This window comes from Legionella micdadei (assembly GCF_000953635.1).
GTDB classification, from domain to species: Bacteria; Pseudomonadota; Gammaproteobacteria; order Legionellales; family Legionellaceae; genus Tatlockia; species Tatlockia micdadei.
Genome location: NZ_LN614830.1, coordinates 143,651 through 167,558 on the forward strand (window position 1 = coordinate 143,651; position 23,908 = coordinate 167,558).

The following is a 23,908-nucleotide window of genomic DNA, read 5'->3' on the forward strand; positions in this document are numbered from 1 at the left end:
CGTTTGGTTTACTTTTCCTCGGAAACTTCTGGTTAAACTATAAAACGAGGAACATACCTTGAATCAAGCTAACACACAAGCGCTAAAAGTAGCGTTAGTTACCGGTGCTGCCAGACGCATAGGTGCAGCTATCACAGAACAGCTTCATCAGGCAGGCTACAGTGTGATTATTCATTGTCGGAGTTCCTTAGCTGAGGCACAAAGTTTAGCACAGAATTTAAATCAGAAGCGTCCAAACTCTGCGTTAGTCTTACCCTGTGATCTCTGCACACATCAAGCAATCGAAGAGTTAATTTCCTCAGCAACCGCTTGGGTCGGCCGATTAGATGTGCTTGTTAATAATGCTTCCATTTTCAGTCGCACTGACTTGGCTGATTTTGATGACAAGGGTTGGTCTGAGTTATTTGAAACTAATGTCAAAATACCATTTCAATTAAGTCTTGCTGCCCGCCCTTATCTAGCCCTGCAGCAAGGAGCAATCATTAATATAACTGATATTCATGCGGATAAGCCTCTTAAAGGTTATGCAGTCTATTGCCAAACTAAAGCCGCTCTCGTTATGCAAACCAAAGCCCTGGCACGCGAATTTGCACCGCAAATCCGTGTTAACGCGATTGCTCCTGGCGCAATCGCTTGGCCTGAACAGGGCAATGTGCTTTCCCTTGAACAAAAAAATGAAATCATTAACAAAACTCCTTTAAAACGCCATGGGAGCCCTCTTTTTATTGCCCAGGCAGTATTAGCTTTGATAGAAAACCCATTTATAACAGGACAAATTTTGAACGTGGATGGGGGGCGAAGTGTTTAATGGTCGGCAATGCTGACAATCGCTTATTTTCTTGGGTTACTTAGACAAAACAACCTATCGATTTATTGTTTTTTGTAGCTCCCAAGTATGTCCGCTGCGCAAAAAGACGTGTTCAGGATGACCTACCTATGGTCTTACAGTTTTTTAGATTAATCTTTTGTCAGTAACCGGTTAGTAAAGGCAATAGCAAGCACAGAAAGAAGGAGCGTTAAGTGAATGATCACTTGCCACATCACCGTGAAGTTAGTTTGCTTTGTGGGATCGATAAATGTTCGCAATAAATGAATGGATGAAATACCAATCAGGGCAAGGGCAAGTTTAATTTTCATAGCACCTGCATCCAAATGATCCAACCATTCGGGTTGATCAGGATGTGTGTCTAACTCAAGGCGGGAAACAAAAGTCTCATAGCCGCCGAGGACTACCATGATGAGCAAATTAGCAATCATTACCACGTCAATTAAGTCCAGGACACCGAGCATGATATGGGTATCATCGAAACCATTGATATTGACAACCAGATGAAATAATTCGATGACATAACGATAGACATAGGCCGCGAGGATAATTAAAAGGCCGACATAGAGAGGCAACTGTAACCAGCGTCCCATAAAAAAGCCATGACCGATAATTGCTTTAAATTTAATCATTTATTGTCCTATTGTGCGCACATTTATTTCATAAAGAGCATAATATAGGCATTATGCCTTTTCACTCAAGTTAGTCAATGAATTCTTTAACCATCCCTCTATTTGATCAAATTCATTCAGTTGGTAAAAGGCATGCAATTGCTTTGTGCTGAGCTGATTCTTAAAATAATAACGAATCAAGGACTTGCTTTGTAACAACGCCCGATATTCATTTTCTAAGGCGGCTAATCCTTGCAAGTGCTGCATAAAAAGCCCAATTTGCTGAGCCGGATTAGGTTGAATGTGTTTGTCAGTAAGTAAAGTTTGATATAACCAGGGTTTGCCGGTTCCTGCACGAGCTATCATAAAGGCATCACACTGAGTTTGTTGGATGGCTTCATATAAACTTGCGTGATCAGAAAAGTCGCCATTAGCAATCACTGGAATATTGACTTGCTGTTTTATCTTGGCTATTTGATTCAGGTTGTTCGCTTTATCATAATCGTCATCCCAACGTCTGCCATGGATAATTAACGCGTCTGCACCGACGTCAGCAACTCTCTTAGCAAGCTCGAAATCCGAAGGATTACCCAATATGCGAAGTTTAACTGTCAAGGGAATTTTAATCGCCTTGCGAACTGTATTGACTATTTCCGCAAGCTGTTGCGGTTTTTCAAGTAAAGCGCTACCTGCCCCTTTCTTACGGATTTTTCCTTTAGGACAACCGCAATTAATGTCGATTAAATCAGCCCCTATTCCCTCAAGGCGGGTTGCAGCTTGTGCCATAATTAAAGGGTCAGTACCGGCAATCTGATAGCAAAGCACCTTTTCATTATTTGTACGATGCAAGTAACGTGAATGCAGAGTATGTTTATGGACAACATCATGGGCTGAAATCATTTCCGAAACACAGTATGCCGGGGGGGTGAATTGGTAAAATAGCTCCCGAAAGGGAGAGCAGCTGAACCCAGCAAGCGGTCCTTGAATAAGACGATGAGTGAGGGTTAATGAACCAAGGGTCCATTGGCTATTGAGGAAAGACTGCATTTACTAAATAAGAACAAGATGAAATAGGCCAAGATTGTAGTATCATATACCCAAGATACTTCAAAATGCTATTTTTAACCTATCGCCTAAAATCTAGCATCTTGAAGTATCTTCGCTATGCCCCGCTGTTTTTACTTTTAGGTTAACAATGGATAAAAAATATTTCACTCCTTTAGAATTGATTAAAATTGCGACCCAACATGCTTATTGTGCTGAGCACTTATTGCTGGATAATGCGGAAATAATCCTTACTGGCCGCGGTGTAGTTGATACTTTAACCCCCTTTATCTCACTTATGCATTTAGCTTTTGAATTGACCCTGAAGGCTTATTTACTACATGACTATAAGACCAATAATCAACACAAAAATTTACTTGAATTGCTTGCCTTAAGCCCGGAATTGGGACTGTCGAACCAAGATATCCAATTATTAAAAAAATTATCTCGACAATATGCGTTTCGCAAAGGGATAGACTATGAATTATGGGATGACAGGCAACAATTACAAGTTTTTTGCGCAGAAATCATTGGGCTTTATGAACGCTTACAAGAGTTGATGCCTTTGGAACTGCAGAAGGATTATCATCAATAATTGCTCAAGATGATATTGTCCGGTTGCTTGGCATTCCTCTGGTTTCACGCTAGGATAATATTTTTTTGCACAAGGTATGATTAATGGAGCAGTTAGATCTTGGTTCAACGCAGACAGTTCAACAGCAATTTTTGCAATTAAGCGATTATCTTAATAGCCGAATCCTTGGCCAAAATGGATTGATTTCTCGGCTGCTCATTGCTTTGCTCGCCGATGGCCATCTGTTGGTTGAAGGTGCACCAGGCCTTGCAAAAACCCGTGCCGTCAAAGAATTATCTTCGGTAATTGAAGGAGATTTTCATCGGATTCAATTCACACCAGACTTATTGCCTGGTGATTTGACAGGTACAGACGTATTTCATCCAGAAAACAGTTCTTTTGTTTTTCAGCCTGGTCCTATTTTTCATCACCTTATTCTTGCCGATGAAATTAATCGCGCCCCTGCGAAAGTACAATCTGCCTTACTGGAAGCAATGGCGGAACGGCAAGTGACAATCGGGGGTAAGACCTATCCTCTGCCGGAACTTTTTTTAGTCATGGCAACTCAGAACCCGATTGAGCAAGAAGGCACTTATCCCTTACCCGAAGCCCAGCTTGATCGATTTTTGATGTATGTGCGCATTAGTTACCCAGACGCACAGGTTGAACATGATATTTTAACTTTGGCAAGACGAGAAGCGGCAGGAGAGGTAAGCAAAGAATCAGCAACCATTAAACCTTTAAGCCAGGTAACGCTGTTTGAGGCAAGACGTCAAGTGCTGCAGGTTCATACCAGCGAGGCTTTGGAAAATTATTTAGTGCAATTGGTTGTTGCGACACGAAAACCAGCTGTTTATAGTGATGAATTAGCGGGTTGGTTACGATTTGGGGCAAGCCCTCGCGCTACGATCGCCCTTGATCGTTGTGCCAGGGCCCATGCATGGTTAGCTGGCCGCAATTATGTGACACCAGAAGATATCCATGTGATTGCTCATGACGTTCTACGCCATCGTATTCTGTTAAGCTTTGAAGCTGAAGCTGAGGGTGTGGATAGTGACGATTTTATCAATTCCTTATTAAAATTAATTGCTGTTCCTTAGGGTTTGCCATGACTGAAGGGGTTACTGTCCAACTTGATGAATTAATCGCTCTGCGGCGTTATGCCCAGAGAGTGAATTATAAGCCTGCCGGTAATACGGTCCGCGCCGGTAATCATCTTTCTAAGTTGCGTGGCCGGGGGATGGACTTTGCTGAAGCGCGCAACTATCAAGCGGGTGATGAAATTCGCCACATGGAATGGCGGGTTACAGCGCGCACGGGCCGACCGCACGTCAAACTCTACCAGGAGGAAAGAGAGCGTCCTGTTGTCATTTTGAGTGATTTCAATCCATCGATGTTTTTCGGTACGCGCCTGGCATTTAAATCGGTGATTGCTGCCCGTTTAGCTGCCATGATCGCCTGGACTGCAATAAAGCAAGGCGATCGTGTTGGCGGATTGTTATTTTCAGCAAAAGAACATAATGAATTTACACCACGTAGTCGCGAAACGGGGGTATTGCCCTTATTAGCTTCTTTAAGTCAATACACCAATGACGGAACACTGAATAGTGATAAATCTAAGCCCTTGAGCGAAGTCCTAATGCGCGTTCGCCGTGTGACCCGCCCTGGAAGCATTTTGGTTCTTATCAGCGATTTTTATAATCTTGACCCTGACAGCGAGCAACATTTAAGCCGTTTACGTTCCCATAATGATATCTTGGTTTACCATATTTGTGATCCATTAGAACTATCCCCTCCAAAACCGCAGTATTATGCGATTACTGATGGAGAACAAGAATTTTTACTTGATACCACAATGGATGACGTGACAAACGCGTATAAAAATTTTTGTGAGGAACGAATTGCCAACTTACAAACCCAGTTTAAGCGGTTGCAAATACAATACGTGCAATTAACAGCAGAAACGAGTTTACCTCAAATAGTACGTCAGACTTTTCCTAGGAGGTCGCGTGGCTGAGTCAAGCGCGGTATTGGCTAAACTGCATGATATCCATCTCCCTGCTCCCATAGGTTGGTGGCCTTTGGCGCCAGGTTGGTATCTTTTGCTATTTTTATGTTTAATCCTTATTGTATTTTTAATTTATTTAGCCCGACGCACTTATGCCAATGGGCAAGCGAAGCGTCAGGCTTTACAATTGCTTGAAGTCTATGAGCAAGAATATCGGCGTGAACAGGATAGCCAGGCGAGCAGTATGAAAGTCTCTGAATTACTTCGCCGGGTTGCTTTAGTTTATTTTCCCAGAGAAGAGGTAGCTAGTCTGCAGGGTGAGGCTTGGCTTGAGTTTTTGAACAAGACGTCAAAAGGTATTGAATTTAATAAGTTACGCAACTACTTATTGGAAATTCCTTATCAACCCGCAACCGATATTGATTTACAGCCCTTATTCCATTGTGCAAAGGCATGGATAAAACAACGAGGTGCACCATGTTTGAGTTAGCAACACCTTGGGTTTTATTAGCCTTGCCACTCCCTTTATTAATTTGGCTTTTAGTTCCTCGTGCTGTACTGCGATTGCCTTCCGCGCTGAAGGTTCCTTTTTATCAGGCCATGCTCTCTGCCATGGATAACAAGAAAACAGCGCTTATTGGGAAAGCCCAAATAAGCTTATTAGTTATTATTTGGTGTCTTTTAGTATTCGCTGTTGCAGGCCCTCGTTGGGTTGGAGAACCTCAGCCCTTAACACGTGAAGGTCGTAATATTATGCTTGCGCTTGATTTATCCGGAAGTATGGAGTTGGCAGACATGTTGGTAAATGGCCGGCCAGCCAGCCGCCTGGCTGTAGTCAAACGTGCCGCAGAGCAATTTGTGCAAGCTCGAACAGGTGATCGCATAGGTCTGATTCTTTTTGGTACCCGTGCATATTTGCAAACGCCACTCACTTACGACCGACAAAATGTGTTATTGAGGTTAGAGGATGCAACGGTGGGTTTGGCCGGTCAAACGACCTCCATCGGCGATGCAATTGGTTTGGCAGTGAAGCGTCTTCAAGATGTGCCAGCAAAAGGGCGGATCATTATTTTACTGACTGATGGTGCAAATAATTCCGGTATGCTGCCCCCTTTAAAAGCAGCTGAGTTAGCGAAACTCGATAACATTAAAATCTATACAATTGGTTTAGGGGCGGAGTCTGATCCTCGGGCTACGGGGGGAATCTTTTTTAATCCCAATCCCTCATCAGATTTGGATGAGGAAACTTTACAAGAGATGGCTAAAATAACGAGTGGCCGTTATTTCCGGGCAACGGATATGCAATCCCTGCAGGAAATTTACCAGAGCATTAACCAACTCGAGACAGTGAGCCAGGATCAGGCCACAATCCGTCCCCAACATGATTATTACCCTTGGCCTCTTGGGCTGGCGCTTCTCTTATTGCTCTATTGGCTCGGCGAAAAAGCAAATTTTAAGGCTGTTATTTCTCGTCGGGAGGTTCCACATTATGAGTGAATTTCATTTTCTCCGCCCCTGGTGGCTTCTCGCAATTTTACCTCTGCTTGGATTGTGCTGGTCTTTATGGCGGCAACGCACTCAATCTGAAGCTTGGACTGCAGTTTGTGACAAACATTTGCTTGAGCATTTAATACAAGCAAAAGGACAAGGACAACGGCATCTTGCCTTATTTACCTTATTCTTAAGTGGATTGTTTATGTGCGTCAGCTTGGCTGGTCCTACTTGGTCCCGATTACCTGTACCCTCTTTTAAACAAATTCAACCTAGGGTACTGGTTTTGGATATGTCAAACGCGATGCTTAATAATGATTTGACTCCAGATCGCCTTACTCGGGCTAAATTTAAGTTGCATGATTTATTTAAACGCCGTGATGTAGGGCAGTTTGGTTTAGTGGTTTATACGAGCGAACCTTTTGTCGTTTCACCTCTGACTGACGACGCGCAAACGATCGACTCGCTGTTATCCTCACTTAGCCCAGACATTATGCCGGTAGAAGGGCAGCAACTGGATACCGCTTTAGAAGAAGCAGGGCAATTAATAAGCAATGCGGGATATAAACATGGTCAGATATTGGTGCTCACCGGCGAAACGCCAAACCCAACTGCTATGATTGTGGCAAAAAACCTTGCTGCTAAACAAATTTATACTTCAATCATGCCCATAATTGCTAATAAGACATTAAGTCCCTTGTATGAAGATTTAGCTCTTGCGGGGCAAGGTCAACTCATTCACTTTACCGATACTTCCGATGATCTTGAACAGTGGTTAACAGCGTCGGGAAAGCAAAAGCAATTTAGTTTGAGCGAGAATGATGATGTGCCTTTATGGCGAGACGAAGGCCGCTGGTTTTTATTGCCAGCGTTAATCTTTTTGCTGCCGGTCTTTAGACGAGGTTGGCTGCAGAGGATAACTCTATGAAAATTTTTTGGCTTTTTTTATTATCCATTTTTGCGTGTCACACCTATGCATTCAGCTGGGTAGACTTATGGTCCACCAAGGATCAACAGGCACAACATTTGATGAAAAAAGGGCAATTTAAACAAGCAGAGACAACTTTTCAGCAAGCCGATTGGCGTGCTGCTGCGGCTTATCGCGCAGGTGATTACGAACAAGCTGCAAAAGAGTATCAATTACTTCGGAGCGAGCAGGGTTATTATAACCAGGGTAATGCCTTGGCTCATCTAGGCCAATACAAAGAAGCAATTAAAGCTTATAGCCAAGCATTAGCAATTAATCCGAACAATAAAGATGCCTTATTCAATCGTAAGTTGTTAGAGGATTTGTTGAAGCAAAATCAAAACCAACAAAATCAGCAGGATCAAAAGCAAAATCAAAATAAAGATCAGCAAAGTCAAAACCAACAAAATAAGGACCAGCAAGGTCAAAACCAGCAAAGTCAAAACCAACAAAATAAGGACCAGCAAGGTCAAAACCAGCAAAGTCAAAACCAACAAAATAAGGACCAGCAAGGCCAAAACCAGCAAAGTCAAAACCAACAAAATAAGGACCAGCAAGGCCAAAACCAGCAAAGTCAAAACCAACAAAATAAGGACCAGCAAGGCCAAAACCAGCAAAGTCAAAACCAACAAAACAAGGACCAGCAAGGTCAAAACCAGCAAAGTCAAAACCAACAAAACAAGGACCAGCAAGGTCAAAACCAGCAGGGCCAAAACCAACAAGCAAAACAAGGGGATCAAAAGGAAGGGATGAACAATACGCAATCAGCTGAAGAATTAGAAAAACAACAGGCCAAAGAGCAATGGTTACGGTTAATTCCAGATGATCCAGGCGGATTAATGCGGGAAAAATTTTTGCGCGATCATCTACGCAGAGAAGGCGGGTGGTATCAATGAAGCGAATAGTACTCAGTTTACTTTTGTTATGTTGTAGCAGTATAGCCTCTGCTATTGTGACCTTACAGCTTGAGGCTCCACAGGTGCAAATGGGGGAGAACTTTTCATTACATTTAAGAATTGAAGGCACCCAAATTAATACAGTGCCAGATCTGACTCCTCTGCAAAAGGATTTTACAATTGTTGGTACGGAAAGTAACATCAGCTATAGCATCATCAGTGGTAAGGTTCGCGCAGTAAGTGAGTGGACAATACTATTAACTCCAAAACGCAGCGGGGTATTACCCATACCTTCTTTGAGTATTGGCCAGGAAAAAACATCCCCCCTCAGCATTGAAATTACTCAGCTACCACCTAACAGCAACAGTAGCCAATCGACACCGACAAACTCAGGGAACACGCAACAGTCTCAGCAGCAAGATGTCATGCTTACCGCTGAAGTGGATACGAACCAGCCTTTTGTCAATCAGCAAGTGATTTACACAGTCAAGTTGTTTAATAGCAGCAGGTTACTGGATGCTAACTATGTACCTCCGCAAGTTGAGGACGCTTTGTTTGTCCCTTTTGGTGATGGCCGACGTTACCAAGTGACTCACAATGGTCGACTCTATGCAGTAGAAGAGCAGCAATTTGCTATTTTTCCGCAAAAAAGTGGCGATTTAAATATCAAACCTCCAATTTTTAATGCCTTAGTTTATGATCTTGCTGGCCCAAGACGGGTGAGTGTACAAGCACAACCAACTGTGCTTAAAGTGCAACCTATTCCTGCTCAATTCCAAGGTAAAAATTGGTTTCCTGCAAAAAAGGTTACACTGAGTGTAAGTTATGACAAAAATACGATTAACTTACCTGAAGGCAGTACGCTGGAACGCACGGTAACGCTACAGGCCGTCGCTGTTCCCGCACAGTTATTACCACCCATTAATTTTGGCAGCTCGGATCAATATAGCATTTATCCAGAAAAACCAACGGTGAGTAATAGCTTTCAGCAACAAGATTTAGTAGGAACTTCAACCGTTAAAGTCACCTATTTGCTTAATAAACCAGGTAAAATCACTATTCCACCTGTGACCGTGCCCTGGTTTAATACAGTGACCGGAAAAGAAGAGGTAAGCTCCCTGCCAGGGTTTACCCTCAATGTATTTCCTGCTGCAGGCCAGGCTAAGCAACCATCTCTTTTAAAGCCGGCGGCGACCCCCCCTGCTACACAACCAACTGCTTCCCCGCGCAATGAAAACAAAGTGTTGGAAAAAACAAAGCCGGAGAGTAAGTCACAAAGCAATCTTGCTTGGTGGGTTGCTGCCGGCTTTGCTCTAGCATGGTTACTTACAATGGTTGCATGGCGTTGGCAACGTCCCAAAGAACCTTCTGTTAAACAAGGTAAAACTAAAGTATTAAAGGAATTGCAAGAGGCATGTTTGAGTAACAACCCTAAATTGGCACGCGATGCCATACTTAAATGGGGGCGCTTGCTTTGGCCGGGCGTTACTCTATTAAACTTAATCGACTTAGAGAAGATGGTCGAAGATCCCATATTAAAAGAGCAAATTAAAGCACTCTCTGAAGCTTTGTATAATGAGGAAGCTCATAAAGGATGGCAAGGCAAGTTGTTGTGGCAAGCTGTATCGAATTTCCAGCCTAGTTCTGCGGGCAAAAACAAAGCGAATAGTTTGCCTCCTATTCACCGCATTTAATTTTGGAGGGCGGCATGCTGTTAAGTGAATATTATAAGTATGACGCATATGACTTAGCTGATCTAATAAAGACTAAGCAGATAAGCCCGACAGAAGCACTCGATTGTGCAATACAGCGTATGCATGAGGTTAATCCCGCACTCAACGCAGTGATCACAGATTGCAGCGAATGGGCGTATCAACGGATTAAGCTGATGCGGGGGGATGAGCCTTTTTATGGTGTTCCAGTCTTAATCAAAGATTTGGGATTTATGATTAAAGGGATACCCTACACCGCGGGATCCCGTTTTTATGCCTCAGCAGTTTCGCCAGTAACGAGTGATTTTATCGAACGCTTGCTTGACTTTGGTATGTTGCCTTTTGCAAAAACAAATGTTCCTGAGTTGGGGTTGTCTTATGTGACTGAATCAGCTTTACATGGACCTTGCAGAAATCCTTATGATTTAAGTCGAACTCCTGGTGGATCTTCTGGAGGTTCTGCTGCAGCAGTTGCCGCTGGGATAGCGCCTTTAGCTACCGGAAATGATGGCGGTGGCTCAATCCGTATTCCTGCAGCCTGCTGTGGTTTGTTTGGATTTAAACCAACACCAGGTTTAATTCCGACTGGTCCTTTAGTCGGTGAAGCTTGGTCTGGGTTAGCGACTGGCCATGTTATAACCCGTACAGTACGCGATTCTGCGTTGTTATTTGAATTATTCACGACACCTTATGGCAAGCCAGGGCAATTATTAAACCGATTATCCCAGAGGCAACACCAACACCCGCTTACTATTATGTTGCTCGATGGTGCTTTTCCAGCTGTTCCAGTAGCAAAACCTTGCATAGAGGCAATGGGACGAGCAATCGAGGTACTAAAATCACTGGGTCATCGTATTGTTGAGCGAAAAGTAAATCTCGATTTGCAGGCTATTGGTGAGTCTGTGATGTTGATGATTGCCGCAAATACCTGTGCAGAAATAGAAAATGGAGAAGAATTTTTAAAGCGTAAGGTAAAAAAAGATGACTTGGAGCCGGTGACTTGGGAGTTTATGCTCCAAGGCAAGCAAATTACCGCTTCGCAGTTGATCATGGCAAAAAATCGAGTGTATCAATTGTTGCGGCCAATCCATGAGTTATTTGCTCAAGCCGATCTTATTTTAACTCCCGCTTTGGCACAGCTCCCCCTTCCAATCGGCAGTTTAGCAACAGACGATGATTTTATGCACTATCTGCAAAAAAATACTGAATTCTCTCCTTTTACCTCCTTGTCTAATCAGGCTGGGTTGCCAGCGATGACTATGCCAGTTATGTCATATGATGGGATTCCCCTTTCAGTCCAATTTGTGGCAGCAAAAGGTCAAGACGGTTTGCTTTTAGAGTTGGCCATGCACTTGCAAACCGAATTTCCTGATTTTTCGCAGCCGGTAATTGAGCTTCGAAGCTGCCGAGATAGAAATTGATAAATATTTATCAGGTTTTCTCGCTATTTAGTAAGTACTAGGATATAATTATGTTACTTGTGTTATTTGTATTCTCAGTCGAAACATTTTTTTTCGTGAAAGTCCCTCCTTTTGTAGTTCAAAGTAGCGAATTTGTCGTCGCAAAATAAATGCTTCTACATGAATCACAACTAGCGCAAGGTGTTTTTAATTTAACTTGGAAAGTAGAAATGTCTGGTACAATAGAAACCGGCCACGTTAAGTGGTTTAATGATGAGAAAGGTTATGGCTTTATCAGCCGTGACAATGGTCAAGACGATGTGTTTGTTCATTTTCGTTCAATCAACAGCACTGCTAATCGTAAGACATTACAAGAAGGTCAACGGGTAGAGTTTAAAGTGATCAAAGGACCTAAAGGTCTACAAGCAGAAGAAGTAACTGCTATATAATTTTCTATTTCTCTCATCTTTCTTCCCCTCTATTAATACACCTGTGTGGTTACTAGAGGGGATGACTTCTTCGAAGTGAGAAAGCCCTTTTGCTTCGCTTGCGTTATCGCTTTTTTTTACATTAAAGTGACTGACAAATTTCATTGTCTAGGATAGCCAATGACCAGATTGATCACGTTATTGTTGCTTGTGCTCCCTCTTTTTTGCCACTCATCGATTAATGTCACAGGACATTTCAAAGTCAATAAAGTGTGTCCGGCTTATGTTTCTAAAAATAAAAAAAGCAATCCTGATAATTTATTCATTCAACCAGGACAACAATACCCTATTGAAGAAATCAATCGGTATCCTAATCCTGAGTGGATAAGAATAGAATGGAGCAATACGATAACTAAAAATCCATTAAGATGGGTAGAGATCAATTGCGGTGTGTTTGATTATCAGGCTATGGCCAAGAAGTCATGTCAAACGAATCCAGGTTTTGCTGACTCTTATGTCTTGGCTCTAAGTTGGCTTCCCGCTTTTTGTCAAACGCGTGGTTACCGAGAAAGTAAACCGGAGTGTTTGCATTCACTGCCCAATTCCTTCCAAGCGAGTCATCTGGTATTACATGGTTTATGGCCAAACCAGCAAACTTGTGGACAAGAGTATGGGTTTTGTAATGAGAGAATACATACTCATTATTGTGACTATCCACCTGTCCGTTTAAGTACGATTGTTGCCAGTAACTTACGTCAAATGATGCCGAGTTATGCATACGGCGGTTGCCTTGAGCGCTACGAGTGGAGTAAACATGGAAGTTGCCAAACCCTTTCTCCAGATGACTATTTTTCATTGGCAATCCGGTTGAGTCGAGAAGCAAATTCAACACCATTAGGGAAATTCTTGCATGAGCATGTCGGTGCTACAGTGTTGCGCGTCCAATTAAGAGAGGCGATTCGCCAATCATTTGGTCAAAATACTGTGAGCAAAGTTTATTTGCGTTGCAAAAAGGATTTGCTCGTTGATCTTTACATCCAATTGCCTGCGTTAATTCCAGCCAATGAATCGTTGCAAAACTTAGTGCAACAGGCCCCTGAATTCGTGCGTTATGACGCTTGCCCGGCAAGTATTAAGATTTCTGATTTTAATAAATCATAGAGGATGTAAAATTGCACCTACTATTTCACGACTTTAGAAAAAAGCCCGCCATACCCTCAGTCGACTTATTTAGAGCAAACGAATAATTGATATGAATAATCCAATTGCATTTTATAAGGATAAATTTGATTTACAGGAGGCGACTTTTCTGAAAATTGAGCATAAGGATGCACTTGTCGCCATTGTCTATAAAATAAATCAAGCAAACCATAAAGAGTATATTTTAAAGATATGTCCACGCTACCCCGATTATTTGTGTGAAATTTATTTTTTAAATAATTTAGTAAATAAATTACCCGTGCCGCATATATACAAAACGATAGATCAAACCGAGGACACTTATGGGGCTATTTTAATGGAATATCTTCCTGGGAATTTGCCTAAAAAAACTGATCTAACAAGAGCGTTAATGTTTGAAATTGGTGCTTTGCTTGCCAAAATTCATTCAAATAAAGTCGTAGGTTATGGAAATCTAACTCAATCTAATCTTTTAAGTTTAAACCCAACGTCTTATTTTACTTTGAAATTTGAAGAAGGTATTGCTGAGTGCAGCAATAATATGCCAGGAAAATTACTGAATTCATGTTGCCACTTTTATAATCAACATGTTCATTTGTTGGGCTCTGTTGATGGACCTTGTATCACTCATCGAGATTTTCGGCCTGGCAATATCCTTGTTAATAAAGGCAAAGTATCGGGAATTATTGATTGGTCTTCTGCCAGAGGGAGTTTTGCCGAAGAGGATTTCTGCTCTCTTGAGCTTGGGGAATGGACAAATAATCCAGAGCTTAAAATTAACTTTCTTAAAGGTTACGAGAGCATTCGTAAAGTCCCTGATTATTTTAAAGTGATGCCATGTCTGCTTCTAAGTAAAGCGATTGCCACTATAGGTTTTACAGTGAAAACAGGAACCTGGAGCAATAAAAACGCAAGATTGTATCAGCGAAGCCGACGATTATTGGAACGTATTTTAGAAATAAATTAGGATCTGGAAGAAGTACGGCAATTATAGATACTATGATTGCGATAACGTAATGATTCTATCTAAATGGTTTGAAAAATTTTGAATTTCCTTTCCGCTTAAAGTGTCTAATCCTCCTCGAATGAGCCCCGTTTCTCTTAGTGATTCATTGAAATGCCGCATTGTTAGAATTTGCTTAATATTGTTAGGGGTATACAGCATGCCGCGTGGAGTAAGGGCAAGAGCGCCTTTTGTAATAACCTCATCGGCTAAAACAATATCAGTGGTAATGACTAAATCTTTGGGCTCTATGTGGGTGATTATATATTTATCTGCCTTGTCAAACCCTGACTCTACTTGCACTCGCCTAATTAAAGGTGAAGGAGGAATCGTCGCAAAATGATTTGCAACAATCATCACCCTCACAAGTCGCTTTACAGCGGCCCGAAATAAAATTTGTTTAATTGCCTTTGGGCAGGCATCACCATCAATCCAAATTACCATAGCTTAATACTCTTAAAAAATCCGCTTGATTGTTTAATCAAAAAATTGCTTAGTTTACCTTCTCGTTTTAATGATTGTAATTCCCTATACTGATATTGACTGACCGCAATCGCGATTTCGTTGAGACGCAAGGGGCAAAAGTTGAAAATCAATTCTAATCCCTTTTGTCCACCAACTGTGGATTCCCAGCGAAAATTTTCCAATAACTGAGTCACCACGTATTCGATGATTGCAAAAGTAACTGATTGACCTATTCAAATAAGGAGGATCATTGTACTGCAATAATTGTCTAATTTAAGCCCTATTAGAGTATATTTTATCTATTTTACAACGACTTCGTAGGTGAATCTTGCGTATGGGAATAACTTCATCTAATGTAGAGGGATTCGTATAAAGTGGATTAAATTGATGCGGCGTTTCTTATTGCTTCTTCTAGTACTAGTGCTATCGAGCTGTGCGCATCATCCACAAATATTGCCTGCAACATTAAAGGGAAGAACAGAAGAATATGTTGTCCCGCCTTTTACTCAAGTTCGAGCCGAAGGGTTAATCAATGTGAGCTTGCATACCGGCTACAAAAACCCAAAAGTCATATTACATGGCGATCCCCGAGATTTAGTGGATGTTTTGATTGAAGTTAAGGATGGTCGTTTAAACATTAAAATTCCTAAAGGCCATCCTCACTATGGTGAAGTCACCGCGGAAGTTCGGGCTCATTTCCTAAACTCTTTTACTTACAAAGGAGAAGGGACTATCGGAGGGAGTAATATCCATTCCAGTCTTCTTGATTTAAATATCGATAATTCAGGCCAGACTACATTGGGTGGTTATATTGTCCTGCGTAAGCTAAAAGCCAGTGGTGGGGGTAATATCCAGATTAGTGGAATTCATACTCAGTATTTACAATTGAATATCACGGGTAAAACTAAAGTCCAATTGGCTGGTGTCATTAATGTTTCTAAATTAAATCTTGAAGGGGATGCTCTATTGAGCATGTATTGGATAAAAGCCCCGGTGTTATCCGTTTGCCAACGAGGCCGGTCTTTTATTCAGTTAGCCGGTGTTGTCGATAGACTGGATGTGGAGTTATGGGATTCTGCCCATTTTAATGGCCGATATTTACGCGCAAAAAGTGCTTTTGTCAAAACACATGATCGCTCCATCGCCGATTTAACGGCGACTAAACATCAGCACACATTAGCTACGGATGCCAGTGATATCTATTTTTATAAAGTTTCTCAGACTGCAGCAGATTTTATGGCGTATGCAGGTTCCGTACTCGATATGCGCGATTGGAATCGTCCCGATCTGAATGATTATACTCGGTATAACAGCCCAAGTTCAGCTCCAGGGGATATCCCCTTAATTGCCGGTCTTTCGAAATAACAAGAGCTCATTTCACCTACCCGGCTGCTTATCTTGCTGAATTTTGTTTTACACAAGAAAGGATTATCGATTGATCCCCATCTAAAGGCAATACGTGCGCTGAATTAGGAAGCCAATGAATATTGATGTGATCTTTCTCAGCAAACCGATCGGCCACTCGCCATGAAGACACGACGAGGTCATGACAACCAAGGAATAAATCAGTTGGACAGGTGGGAACAGTGAATTGAAATTGCTGAACTAAAGTCAGCATTTCGATGATCGTTGAAAGTGGCAGTTGCCTGTAAGCAATTTCGCAATTTTCCGAAGTGTATAAATTACCTGCTGCGGCACGCACTTTTCGGAAACCAAGCCAGCTTAATGTTTTTGCAAGCTTAACCGCATGGTTAAGGCCTAAGCGTAAATCGAGTGCGGGAGCTAATAAATAGAGATGATGTAGGCTAAATTTTGCGCTTAAATGGCAAGCCAAAATCCCACCCAATGAAAGCCCCATGACATCTACTTCGGCAAATTGGTCGAGTAAAATTTCACAGGTCTCTTCAGTTTGCGCTAACCAATCATTTGCTTTTACTTTAGCAAAGGAATCAAGATTTTCGCCGTGACCTACCAAAACAGGACATAGGACTGCATCATAGTAAAGGACAAGGGAGGGCAGTAAAAGACGAAATACAGCCGGCGTAGAAGAAAAACCATGGAGCAATAATAAAGCACGATGAGTTTTATCATTACGCTGTTCGATAGGGGCCAGAAGAAAAGCATCTTGTTGGCTCAAAGTAAAAAGTTGTTTACCTTGGCGCATGCAACGAAAAGCATCAATGTTCATAAATTCCCTTTGAATAAAAATTTTGCAAATTTTCTGTAAATAAAACATATCGGCGACTTCTAATGTCGCTAGTTTGCTATGATGAGAATACAATGATCTAAGCAGACAAAATAGTCATAATATTAACAATAGTCTAGTATGTATTTTAATGAGTATTGACTAGCATAAATCATAATAATTTAAATGCTTAATAAAGGAAAAACGTTTAATTCATTAAAGTAGCACTCATTCATTGTGCTATCTTTATATTAATATGCAGTAATAAAGGTGGTCATATGGTTGATTCAAAAGGTGGCGGTGATAAAAAGCAAAAAGATCCAGCACCCAATCCGGGTGCTGGGGCTCAGAAGGGGCCAGCGCCAAATCAAGCTCAGGTAAAAGATGCACAACCACAAAAGGCAAAAAAAGAAAGCCCTAAGCCCAAACCCCAGCAGCAACAACAGCAGCAAAAAAAATCAGAGCATGCTGCTAGTGAGAATGATGATTGGGCAGTATCACAGTACAAATCATTCATGAGAATGCATGAGGCTGTAAAGGATATGGATAATATCTTTTATACAGCAGGAAAAATGGCTTTCCAGAAAATTAAAGAAAAGATTAGTGGTAAGGATGAAAAAGAAGAACCGGAACAAAAGAAAGGACATGACCGAAAGGCTATTCCAAAATCAGATAACACAGATGATGCGTTTAAAAGCCCAGATCCCCAGACATTAAATCTCGGTTCTACTAAGAAAGAGCCGAAAATGAGTTCTGGAAAGATGGAGACAATGGGGAGCCAAGAGCAGACTGAGGAGAGCCAAGAATCTTCTGATAACGAATACGAGGGGATTCAGGAGATGTTTCAGGAAGACTCCCCTGACAGCCAAGAATCTTCTGATAATGAATATGAGGGGATTCAGGAGATGTTTCAGGAAGACTCCCCTGACAGCCAAGAATCTTCTGATAATGAATACGAGGGGATTCAGGAGATGTTTCAAGAAGACTCCCCTGACACCCAAGAATCTTCTGATAATGAATACGAAGGGATTCAGGAGATGTTTCAGGAGGATACTGATGATTTTGAATTGGAAGACTCCACTGAAGAGACAAATTCAATGGAGGGCTTAGAGTCTGCGAATGATTCATCTTATGATCAGGCTGCCCAGAGTAATAATGAGGCAACAGAAACAGCGACTGCAGATGCCAGTGCTTCAGCTGCGCCAAGTATGGGGGGCGGTGGAGAGTAAAGGAGGAGTCTAAGGTAGACTCAACCTTTAGTTCGAGAATCTTTATCTCCCTTCTAATAGCTTATGCGGTAGACTTTCCAATCGGCCAGCTTGCGTAACTATAACATAATCCAATTTACGCTGTAGCTCGCTGATTGTGTCCGCCCCTGCGTATGTCAAACCTGATCGCAAACCACCGATGATATCAGCAATAATTGCATCTTGTGTGTCACGGTAAGAGACCTCTGTTGCCACTCCTTCAGCTGTTTTCCATTCTTGCATTTGCCCTAAAAATTCCTCTTGTGCTTCGCGTGATGCCATCCCTCGATAACGTTTGACTTGGCGACCATCTTCTTTAGTAATCACTTCGCCAGGGGTGGGGTCGGTACCCGCTAACATCCCGCCAATCATGACAAAATCAGCGCCAAAAGCGAGTGCTTTAACAATGTCTCCGGAGGTACGAATACCACCATCCGCAACAATTGAGCGATCGGAACGGGCACAATCTTGAATGCAAGTCAGCATGGGGATTCCAAACCCGGTTTTGATGCGGGTACTACACACCGACCCCCCGCCAATGCCTGCTTTAATGATGTCAGCGCCACAAGAAGCAAGGTAATCAGCACCGGCATAAGTGGCTACATTTCCTGCCATAATACAGCGGCTTCCGAGCATTTTTCTTAAACTTTTTAACGTCTTACCCACGTATTTTGCATGGCCGTGAGCGACATCCACACAAAAGAAATCTGCTCCGGCATCGCGAAGTGCTTCTGCCCGTTGTAATTCTGTATCGGTACAACCAACGGAGACAAAGACCTGGCCTATGCAGCGTTTAAATTCCTTAATGTTATCTTCGATGCTTAAAAAACGGTGTAAAGCGCCGATACCGCCTTTGCTATGCATGAAATTAGCCATTTTGCTCTCGGTGATTGTATCCATATTGGAACTGATCACGGGCAATTGAACTTTAAGCTTACCTAGCCGGTCTGCCATGCTGATGTCGACTACACGCCTGGATTCATGATGATTATAAGCAGGAACTAGCAAAACATCATCGAAAGTGATGGCATGGTTGTTCATGTTGATCCTCTTTAAAAAAGCACAGTTATTGAGCAGGTATTATATAGTTATTAGCTAAAACATCCAGATAAGTTAACTATAAATGCTCTGCAGCATAGTAAGCCAATCGCGAGCGTTCTCCCCTTGTTAATGTCATGTGAGCGCTGTGTTGCCAATGTTTAAACCGATCCACAGCAAAGGTTAAACCAGAGGTTGTTTCAGTTAAGTAAGGTGTGTCAATTTGCTTTATGTCGCCCAAGCAAATGATTTTGCTGCCAGGACCAGCACGCGTAACGAGCGTTTTGATTTGTTTGGAAGTTAAATTCTGAGCTTCGTCAATAATTAGAAAACGGTTTAAGAAAGTTCGGCCGCGCATGAAATTTAACGAGCGAATTTTAATTTTATTTTGCAACAAGTCTTGCGTTGCTCCCCGACCAAAGCTCCCTCCTTCTTGTGAGCTATGGAGAACTTCTAAATTATCCATTAAAGCACCCATCCAAGGGGTCATTTTCTCTTCTTCTGTGCCCGGTAGAAAACCGATGTCTTCACCAACAGGGATGGTCACTCTTGTCATTAAAATTTCGCTATAACGGTTTTGATCCAACACCTGTGTTAATCCTGCAGCAATAGTCAAAAGGGTTTTACCTGTCCCTGCAGAACCTTGGAGCGTGACAAAATCAATGTCGGGATCAAGAAGGAGGTTGAGCGCAAAATTTTGTTCACGATTACGGGCATTAATGCCCCATACAGAATGTTTGGAGTGGGTATAATCGCGAGCCAGTTGTACTACAACACTGCCTTCGACAATCTCCTTTACAATGGCTTGGAATTGATTATCATGGGTGCTAATGCAATCGTTGTAATTCCATTGGTTGGTCAATGGACCACTGATGCGGTAGAAGGTTTTACCGTTCTCTTTCCAGGCCTCCATGTCTTTACTATGCGTATCCCAAAAATCATTCTCTAAAAGATGCAATCCGCTGTGCAAGAGATTAACATCATCTAACACTTTGTCGTTATAATAATCCTCCGCAGGAATGCCGAGGATACCTGCTTTAATTCGCAAGTTAATGTCTTTGGAGATAATGATCACTTGCCGCTCGGGGTATTTTTTTTGTAGCCCTAGCGCAGTAGCAAGAAGGGTGTTATCCGCTTTATGCCCAGGTAAAGAAGTGGGACGAAGCTGCTCAAATTCATCCGTTTGAAAAAACAAACGGCCACTACTTTTTATTTTTTCAGAAGCTAAAAAACTCGGGATGGGTAAACCCGCTACAATTTCCTGATGGGTTGCATTGCTCATTAATTCAACCAGCATTCGGTTGGTTTGCCGCACGTTGCGGGCTACTTCAGAAAGTCCAGTCTTGTGGGCATCCAATTCCTCAAGGACAACCATTGGCAAATAAATATCGTGCTCTTCAAAACGAAAGATAGCAGTAGGGTCATGCATTAGGATATTAGTATCCAGTACAAAAAGCTTAACCCCTGTTTTATTGTTGTCCATGCATTCACCTTTAAGCCAAATTAATCATTGTGATGACGCCTGCAAACTCCGTCAAGCATTATTCCTGCCAGATATTCGGATAATAAAATGGAAAGTGACTCGCCATGTCATCCCGAGCATGGCGAGGGATTGTAAGCAATCGAACTCATCGAATTAATGGGTAAATTGAGTTTTTGGTTTCTCGAGTGTGTGCAAAACCCTTTGTTTGAGCTGCTTTTCTTCCCTTGAAGTATTTCATGATTCTAAAAAGGCAATAGTGAAATCCAAGGTGACTTAAATATTCTGTGCTTTTATGCCCTTTATTTCTGCAAATCTTTCAAGGTCTGAATTACCTCAGCCACATGTCCTTTAACATTCACCTTTCGCCATTCATGACGCAAAACACCCTTTGGATCAATAAGAAACGTACTGCGCTCAATTCCGCGCACCTGCTTCCCATACATTGATTTCATCTTAATGACATCAAATAATTGGCAAAGCGTCTCTTCTTGATCGCTGATTAATTCAAAAGGGAATTGCTGTTTACATTTAAAATTTTCGTGCGATTTTAAACTATCCCGGGAAACGCCAAGTACCTCAGCATTAAGTCTTTGAATTTGCTGGTAAGCATCACGAAAATCCTGACCTTCAGTAGTACATCCAGGTGTTGAATCCTTTGGGTAAAAATACAAGATTAACCACCTGCCTTTATAATCATTCAAATCAGCTTGCAAATTATTTGTTGCGCTAAAGGTTTGAGAAGTGATTTGGTCGCCAGGTTTCATAGTCGCCTCCTAAGGATTAATAGAGTGATCCTAGAGGAAAATAGAGAATTTAGCCAATGCTGGAACTTACATGTATAATTACCCTCTTTTAGATTTAAAAATTGATTCCAGGGTGGTCATGACGCATAAGCAAAATACCAACATTGTCATCAATAAAAAGGCCCACTTTGACTATTTCATCGAAGATGAATACGAGGCTGGTTTAGTTCTTGAGGGTTGGGAAGTAAAAAGTTTGCGCGCAGGCAAAATAAACTTATCCGATGCTCATGTGATCATCAAGCATGGCGAGGCTTTTTTGTTGGGGGCACAAATTCAACCGTTGCCCACTGCAGCGACTCATCTTTTTCCAGATGCAAATCGAACCCGTAAGCTATTACTTAATCGGCGCGAGTTAAACCATTTAATAGGGAGTGTAGAGCGTCAAGGCTACACATTAGTTCCGCTATCGCTTTATTGGAAGAACAATCGTGTTAAAGCAAAAATCGCCTTAGCGAAGGGTAAAAAAACCCACGATAAGCGGGACACAATTAAGGATAGGGATTGGCAGCGTGACCGTGCGCGGATCATGAAAAAACAGGGCTAAGGTTTGTTGCCTTTCTGATTGGGTGTTAGTTTCTATTGGTTGTGGCATAATCTGTCAAATTTTACGAATTCATTACCGGTATTCTACACTGTGAATATCAGGTGATATAAAGGAGTAAACATGTGTGGGATCATAGGAGCAACATCACAACGCGATATCTCTAAAATCTTACTCGAAGGATTGAGACGCCTGGAATACCGAGGCTACGACTCGGCGGGTATTGCAGTCATTGATGCAACAGGCCATTTAAAACGCATTAGGATACAGGGTAAAGTTCAAGCATTAGCTGATGCAATGCGAGAAACTGCTATTGCGGGTACGGTTGGCATTGCCCATACCCGTTGGGCTACGCATGGAAAACCATGTGAAGAGAACGCACATCCACACATGTCACATAACGAAATTGCTGTAGTTCATAATGGTATTATTGAGAATCATGATGCCTTACGCCTGAAATTAGAGCAGGCAGGTTATACGTTTACTTCCGAGACCGATACAGAAGTTGCCGCTCATCTTATTCATTACTATTATCAGCAGCATGAAGATTTGTTACGTGCCGTGCAAGATGCTGCGCTTGAAATGCATGGTGCTTTTGCGTTGGGGGTGATTCACCAACAACGGCTGCAGGAAATTGTAGCTGTGCGCAAAGGGAGCCCTTTAGTTGTTGGATTAGGAATCGATGAGCAATTCATTGCTTCAGATGCCCTAGCGTTACGATCATTCGCTCAATCCGTCCTTTACCTTGAGGAAGGCGATAGTGTACTTCTTGACAATAAAAAAATTCGCGTGTTCGATGCAGCGCGGCAACCTGTAGAACGCAAAATTTATCCCCTTAACAACGACAGCCAAGACATAGGCAAAGGGCCTTACCGTCATTTCATGCTAAAAGAAATTTACGAACAAGGTAAGGTACTGGCGGATACCTTAGAAGGGCGGATCAAGAGCCAAGAGGTACTTCGCTCCAGTTTTGGTGAGCGTGCTGCCTCTATTTTTAATCAAGTAAAGCAGATCCACATTGTTGCATGCGGTACCAGTTATCACGCAGGTTTAGTTGCTCGGTATTGGCTCGAATCATTGACCGGCCTACCCACTTTTGTGGAAATTGCCAGCGAATATCGCTACCGTGACGTGGTTGTTATTGATAACACGCTGTTTATTACTGTCTCGCAATCAGGAGAGACTGCAGATACACTCGCGGCCCTGCGTAAAGCCAAAGAGAAGAATTATCTCGCTAGTTTAGCGATTTGTAATGTGGCTACCAGTACATTAGTCCGGGAAGCAGATTGTGTATTTTTAACCCGTGCAGGGGTTGAAATTGGGGTTGCGTCAACAAAAGCGTTTACGACCCAACTTGCTGCTTTCCTTATGCTCGCAGTGGCTCTTTGTAAAGACAAACGCGCTGAAAAGGTTTTGGCTCAGTTACAAGAATTACCTGCTTGCTGTGAGCGCGTTTTAAAAATGAGCGAGGAAATTAAGTCGTTAGCAGCCACCTTTGTGAATAAAGAACATGCGCTCTTTTTAGGTCGAGGCGTGCAGTATCCTGTGGCTTTAGAGGGTGCATTAAAATTAAAAGAAATTTCCTATATTCATGCAGAGGCCTATCCAGCCGGTGAACTAAAGCACGGCCCCCTTGCTTTAGTCGATAAAAAAATGCCGGTTATCGCAATTGCACCCAATGATGAACTCCTCGACAAGTTAAAATCAAATTTGCATGAAGTGAGTGCACGCGGCGGCCAATTAATTGTTTTTGTTGATGATTCAAAAGCTTGGCCGCCGAATGGTGCGCATATGATTCATGTTCCTACTTGTGGTCAATGGATAGCTCCAATCATTTATACGATCCCATTGCAGCTATTGGCCTATCATGTTGCTGTTGCCAAAGGAACTGATGTGGATCAACCAAGGAATTTAGCTAAGTCTGTGACCGTTGAATAAAGATCACTTATCAGGGCTGCTGGCTGAAATGGATTCCCGCCTAGGCGGGAAAGGCTCTAATTTTTCTTT

24 protein-coding genes are annotated in these 23,908 nt (G+C 42.2%); 17 read left to right on the forward strand and 7 right to left on the reverse strand.

Annotated elements, in window-relative coordinates; translation table 11 throughout:
* Positions 1-58 precede the first annotated feature (58 nt).
* On the forward strand, positions 59-808 hold the full coding sequence (locus tag LMI_RS00685) for a pteridine reductase (RefSeq protein ID WP_045098090.1): 750 nt from the start codon (positions 59-61) through the stop codon (positions 806-808).
* 149 nt (positions 809-957) lie between these two features.
* On the opposite strand, the gene LMI_RS00690 is transcribed toward LMI_RS00685, so the two are convergent.
* Entirely contained in the window at positions 958-1,458 is a 501-nt protein-coding gene (locus LMI_RS00690) for a TIGR00645 family protein (protein WP_045098091.1), read from the reverse strand.
* A 51-nt stretch (positions 1,459-1,509) separates the two neighbouring features.
* Positions 1,510-2,484, reverse strand: a complete 975-nt coding sequence (locus LMI_RS00695; RefSeq protein WP_045098092.1) for a tRNA dihydrouridine synthase — start codon at positions 2,482-2,484, stop codon at positions 1,510-1,512.
* Between the two features lie 148 nt (positions 2,485-2,632).
* Here LMI_RS00695 and LMI_RS00700 point away from each other — a divergent pair, with 148 nt between their 5' ends.
* The 12 genes from LMI_RS00700 (at position 2,633) to LMI_RS14730 (ending at position 14,103) form a co-directional block, all read left to right on the forward strand.
* Positions 2,633-3,076, forward strand: a complete 444-nt coding sequence (locus LMI_RS00700) for a hypothetical protein (RefSeq protein WP_045098093.1) — start codon at positions 2,633-2,635, stop codon at positions 3,074-3,076.
* Between the two features lie 83 nt (positions 3,077-3,159).
* Positions 3,160-4,155 (forward strand): AAA family ATPase, encoded by a 996-nt coding sequence (locus tag LMI_RS00705; protein WP_045098094.1) that lies wholly within the window; start codon positions 3,160-3,162, stop codon positions 4,153-4,155.
* Positions 4,156-4,163: 8 nt separating this feature from the next.
* The gene (locus LMI_RS00710) at positions 4,164-5,072 is read left to right on the forward strand and encodes a DUF58 domain-containing protein (RefSeq protein WP_045098095.1); all 909 of its coding nucleotides are present in this window, start codon (positions 4,164-4,166) and stop codon (positions 5,070-5,072) included.
* Positions 5,065-5,553 (forward strand): DUF4381 domain-containing protein, encoded by a 489-nt coding sequence (locus LMI_RS00715; RefSeq protein ID WP_045098096.1) that lies wholly within the window; start codon positions 5,065-5,067, stop codon positions 5,551-5,553. The genes LMI_RS00710 and LMI_RS00715 overlap by 8 nt, the downstream gene beginning before the upstream one ends.
* The gene (locus LMI_RS00720) at positions 5,541-6,560 is read left to right on the forward strand and encodes a vWA domain-containing protein (protein ID WP_045098097.1); all 1,020 of its coding nucleotides are present in this window, start codon (positions 5,541-5,543) and stop codon (positions 6,558-6,560) included. Before LMI_RS00715 ends, LMI_RS00720 begins: the two co-directional genes overlap by 13 nt.
* A complete protein-coding gene (locus LMI_RS00725) occupies positions 6,550-7,482 on the forward strand; it encodes a VWA domain-containing protein (RefSeq protein WP_045100476.1) in 933 nt (310 codons plus the stop codon). The genes LMI_RS00720 and LMI_RS00725 overlap by 11 nt, the downstream gene beginning before the upstream one ends.
* Positions 7,479-8,417: a tetratricopeptide repeat protein gene (locus LMI_RS00730; protein WP_045098098.1), complete on the forward strand. Its 939-nt coding sequence runs from the start codon at positions 7,479-7,481 to the stop codon at positions 8,415-8,417. The genes LMI_RS00725 and LMI_RS00730 overlap by 4 nt, the downstream gene beginning before the upstream one ends.
* The gene (locus tag LMI_RS00735; RefSeq protein WP_045098099.1) at positions 8,414-10,111 is read left to right on the forward strand and encodes a BatD family protein; all 1,698 of its coding nucleotides are present in this window, start codon (positions 8,414-8,416) and stop codon (positions 10,109-10,111) included. Before LMI_RS00730 ends, LMI_RS00735 begins: the two co-directional genes overlap by 4 nt.
* A 14-nt stretch (positions 10,112-10,125) precedes the next feature.
* Positions 10,126-11,550, forward strand: coding sequence for an amidase (locus LMI_RS00740; RefSeq protein WP_045098100.1), 1,425 nt, complete (start codon positions 10,126-10,128; stop codon positions 11,548-11,550).
* 209 nt (positions 11,551-11,759) lie between these two features.
* Positions 11,760-11,978, forward strand: coding sequence for a cold-shock protein (locus tag LMI_RS00745; RefSeq protein ID WP_045100477.1), 219 nt, complete (start codon positions 11,760-11,762; stop codon positions 11,976-11,978).
* A gap of 159 nt (positions 11,979-12,137) precedes the next feature.
* On the forward strand, positions 12,138-13,118 hold the full coding sequence (locus LMI_RS00750) for a ribonuclease T2 family protein (protein WP_052679400.1): 981 nt from the start codon (positions 12,138-12,140) through the stop codon (positions 13,116-13,118).
* Positions 13,119-13,209: 91 nt separating this feature from the next.
* Complete coding sequence (locus LMI_RS14730; RefSeq protein WP_052679401.1) at positions 13,210-14,103, forward strand: phosphotransferase; 894 nt, start codon at positions 13,210-13,212, stop codon at positions 14,101-14,103.
* Positions 14,104-14,133: 30 nt separating this feature from the next.
* Here the strand turns inward: LMI_RS14730 and LMI_RS00760 are convergent, their stop codons facing one another.
* Positions 14,134-14,583 (reverse strand): YaiI/YqxD family protein, encoded by a 450-nt coding sequence (locus LMI_RS00760; protein WP_045098101.1) that lies wholly within the window; start codon positions 14,581-14,583, stop codon positions 14,134-14,136.
* 408 nt (positions 14,584-14,991) lie between these two features.
* Here LMI_RS00760 and LMI_RS00770 point away from each other — a divergent pair, with 408 nt between their 5' ends.
* A complete protein-coding gene (locus tag LMI_RS00770; RefSeq protein WP_045098103.1) occupies positions 14,992-15,969 on the forward strand; it encodes a GIN domain-containing protein in 978 nt (325 codons plus the stop codon).
* 28 nt (positions 15,970-15,997) lie between these two features.
* On the opposite strand, the gene LMI_RS00775 is transcribed toward LMI_RS00770, so the two are convergent.
* A complete protein-coding gene (locus LMI_RS00775) occupies positions 15,998-16,792 on the reverse strand; it encodes an alpha/beta hydrolase (protein WP_045100480.1) in 795 nt (264 codons plus the stop codon).
* Between the two features lie 275 nt (positions 16,793-17,067).
* Between LMI_RS00775 and LMI_RS00780 the strand changes: the two genes are divergently transcribed.
* Positions 17,068-18,018 (forward strand): hypothetical protein, encoded by a 951-nt coding sequence (locus LMI_RS00780; protein ID WP_045098104.1) that lies wholly within the window; start codon positions 17,068-17,070, stop codon positions 18,016-18,018.
* Positions 18,019-18,060: 42 nt separating this feature from the next.
* Here the strand turns inward: LMI_RS00780 and LMI_RS00785 are convergent, their stop codons facing one another.
* From LMI_RS00785 to LMI_RS00795, 3 genes are all read right to left on the reverse strand, one after another.
* A complete protein-coding gene (locus LMI_RS00785; protein ID WP_045098105.1) occupies positions 18,061-19,077 on the reverse strand; it encodes a guanosine monophosphate reductase in 1,017 nt (338 codons plus the stop codon).
* 76 nt (positions 19,078-19,153) lie between these two features.
* Positions 19,154-20,557 (reverse strand): PhoH family protein, encoded by a 1,404-nt coding sequence (locus tag LMI_RS00790; RefSeq protein ID WP_045098106.1) that lies wholly within the window; start codon positions 20,555-20,557, stop codon positions 19,154-19,156.
* A 299-nt stretch (positions 20,558-20,856) separates the two neighbouring features.
* A complete protein-coding gene (locus LMI_RS00795) occupies positions 20,857-21,321 on the reverse strand; it encodes a peroxiredoxin (protein ID WP_045098107.1) in 465 nt (154 codons plus the stop codon).
* 118 nt (positions 21,322-21,439) lie between these two features.
* Here LMI_RS00795 and smpB point away from each other — a divergent pair, with 118 nt between their 5' ends.
* Both smpB and glmS read left to right on the forward strand, forming a co-directional pair.
* Entirely contained in the window at positions 21,440-21,904 is a 465-nt protein-coding gene (gene smpB / locus LMI_RS00800) for an SsrA-binding protein SmpB (RefSeq protein WP_045100481.1), read from the forward strand.
* A gap of 120 nt (positions 21,905-22,024) precedes the next feature.
* The gene (gene glmS / locus LMI_RS00805; RefSeq protein WP_045098108.1) at positions 22,025-23,839 is read left to right on the forward strand and encodes a glutamine--fructose-6-phosphate transaminase (isomerizing); all 1,815 of its coding nucleotides are present in this window, start codon (positions 22,025-22,027) and stop codon (positions 23,837-23,839) included.
* The last annotated feature ends 69 nt before the right edge of the window (positions 23,840-23,908 follow it).

Bases quoted from the DNA above. Each gene is read 5' to 3' on its own strand.
- LMI_RS00790 (WP_045098106.1), bottom strand. From the start codon at position 20,557: ATGGACAACAATAAAACAGGGGTTAAGCTTTTTGTACTGGATACTAAT.
- glmS (WP_045098108.1), top strand. From the start codon at position 22,025: ATGTGTGGGATCATAGGAGCAACATCACAACGCGATATCTCTAAAATC.
- LMI_RS00740 (WP_045098100.1), top strand. From the start codon at position 10,126: ATGCTGTTAAGTGAATATTATAAGTATGACGCATATGACTTAGCTGAT.
- LMI_RS00705 (WP_045098094.1), top strand. From the start codon at position 3,160: ATGGAGCAGTTAGATCTTGGTTCAACGCAGACAGTTCAACAGCAATTT.
- LMI_RS00795 (WP_045098107.1), bottom strand. From the start codon at position 21,321: ATGAAACCTGGCGACCAAATCACTTCTCAAACCTTTAGCGCAACAAAT.
- LMI_RS00770 (WP_045098103.1), top strand. From the start codon at position 14,992: ATGCGGCGTTTCTTATTGCTTCTTCTAGTACTAGTGCTATCGAGCTGT.
- smpB (WP_045100481.1), top strand. From the start codon at position 21,440: ATGACGCATAAGCAAAATACCAACATTGTCATCAATAAAAAGGCCCAC.
- LMI_RS00760 (WP_045098101.1), bottom strand. From the start codon at position 14,583: ATGGTAATTTGGATTGATGGTGATGCCTGCCCAAAGGCAATTAAACAA.
- LMI_RS00750 (WP_052679400.1), top strand. From the start codon at position 12,138: ATGACCAGATTGATCACGTTATTGTTGCTTGTGCTCCCTCTTTTTTGC.
- LMI_RS00700 (WP_045098093.1), top strand. From the start codon at position 2,633: ATGGATAAAAAATATTTCACTCCTTTAGAATTGATTAAAATTGCGACC.
- LMI_RS00745 (WP_045100477.1), top strand. From the start codon at position 11,760: ATGTCTGGTACAATAGAAACCGGCCACGTTAAGTGGTTTAATGATGAG.
- LMI_RS00775 (WP_045100480.1), bottom strand. From the start codon at position 16,792: ATGAACATTGATGCTTTTCGTTGCATGCGCCAAGGTAAACAACTTTTT.
- LMI_RS00710 (WP_045098095.1), top strand. From the start codon at position 4,164: ATGACTGAAGGGGTTACTGTCCAACTTGATGAATTAATCGCTCTGCGG.
- LMI_RS00780 (WP_045098104.1), top strand. From the start codon at position 17,068: ATGGTTGATTCAAAAGGTGGCGGTGATAAAAAGCAAAAAGATCCAGCA.
- LMI_RS00730 (WP_045098098.1), top strand. From the start codon at position 7,479: ATGAAAATTTTTTGGCTTTTTTTATTATCCATTTTTGCGTGTCACACC.
- LMI_RS00735 (WP_045098099.1), top strand. From the start codon at position 8,414: ATGAAGCGAATAGTACTCAGTTTACTTTTGTTATGTTGTAGCAGTATA.
- LMI_RS00785 (WP_045098105.1), bottom strand. From the start codon at position 19,077: ATGAACAACCATGCCATCACTTTCGATGATGTTTTGCTAGTTCCTGCT.
- LMI_RS00695 (WP_045098092.1), bottom strand. From the start codon at position 2,484: ATGCAGTCTTTCCTCAATAGCCAATGGACCCTTGGTTCATTAACCCTC.
- LMI_RS14730 (WP_052679401.1), top strand. From the start codon at position 13,210: ATGAATAATCCAATTGCATTTTATAAGGATAAATTTGATTTACAGGAG.
- LMI_RS00720 (WP_045098097.1), top strand. From the start codon at position 5,541: ATGTTTGAGTTAGCAACACCTTGGGTTTTATTAGCCTTGCCACTCCCT.
- LMI_RS00690 (WP_045098091.1), bottom strand. From the start codon at position 1,458: ATGATTAAATTTAAAGCAATTATCGGTCATGGCTTTTTTATGGGACGC.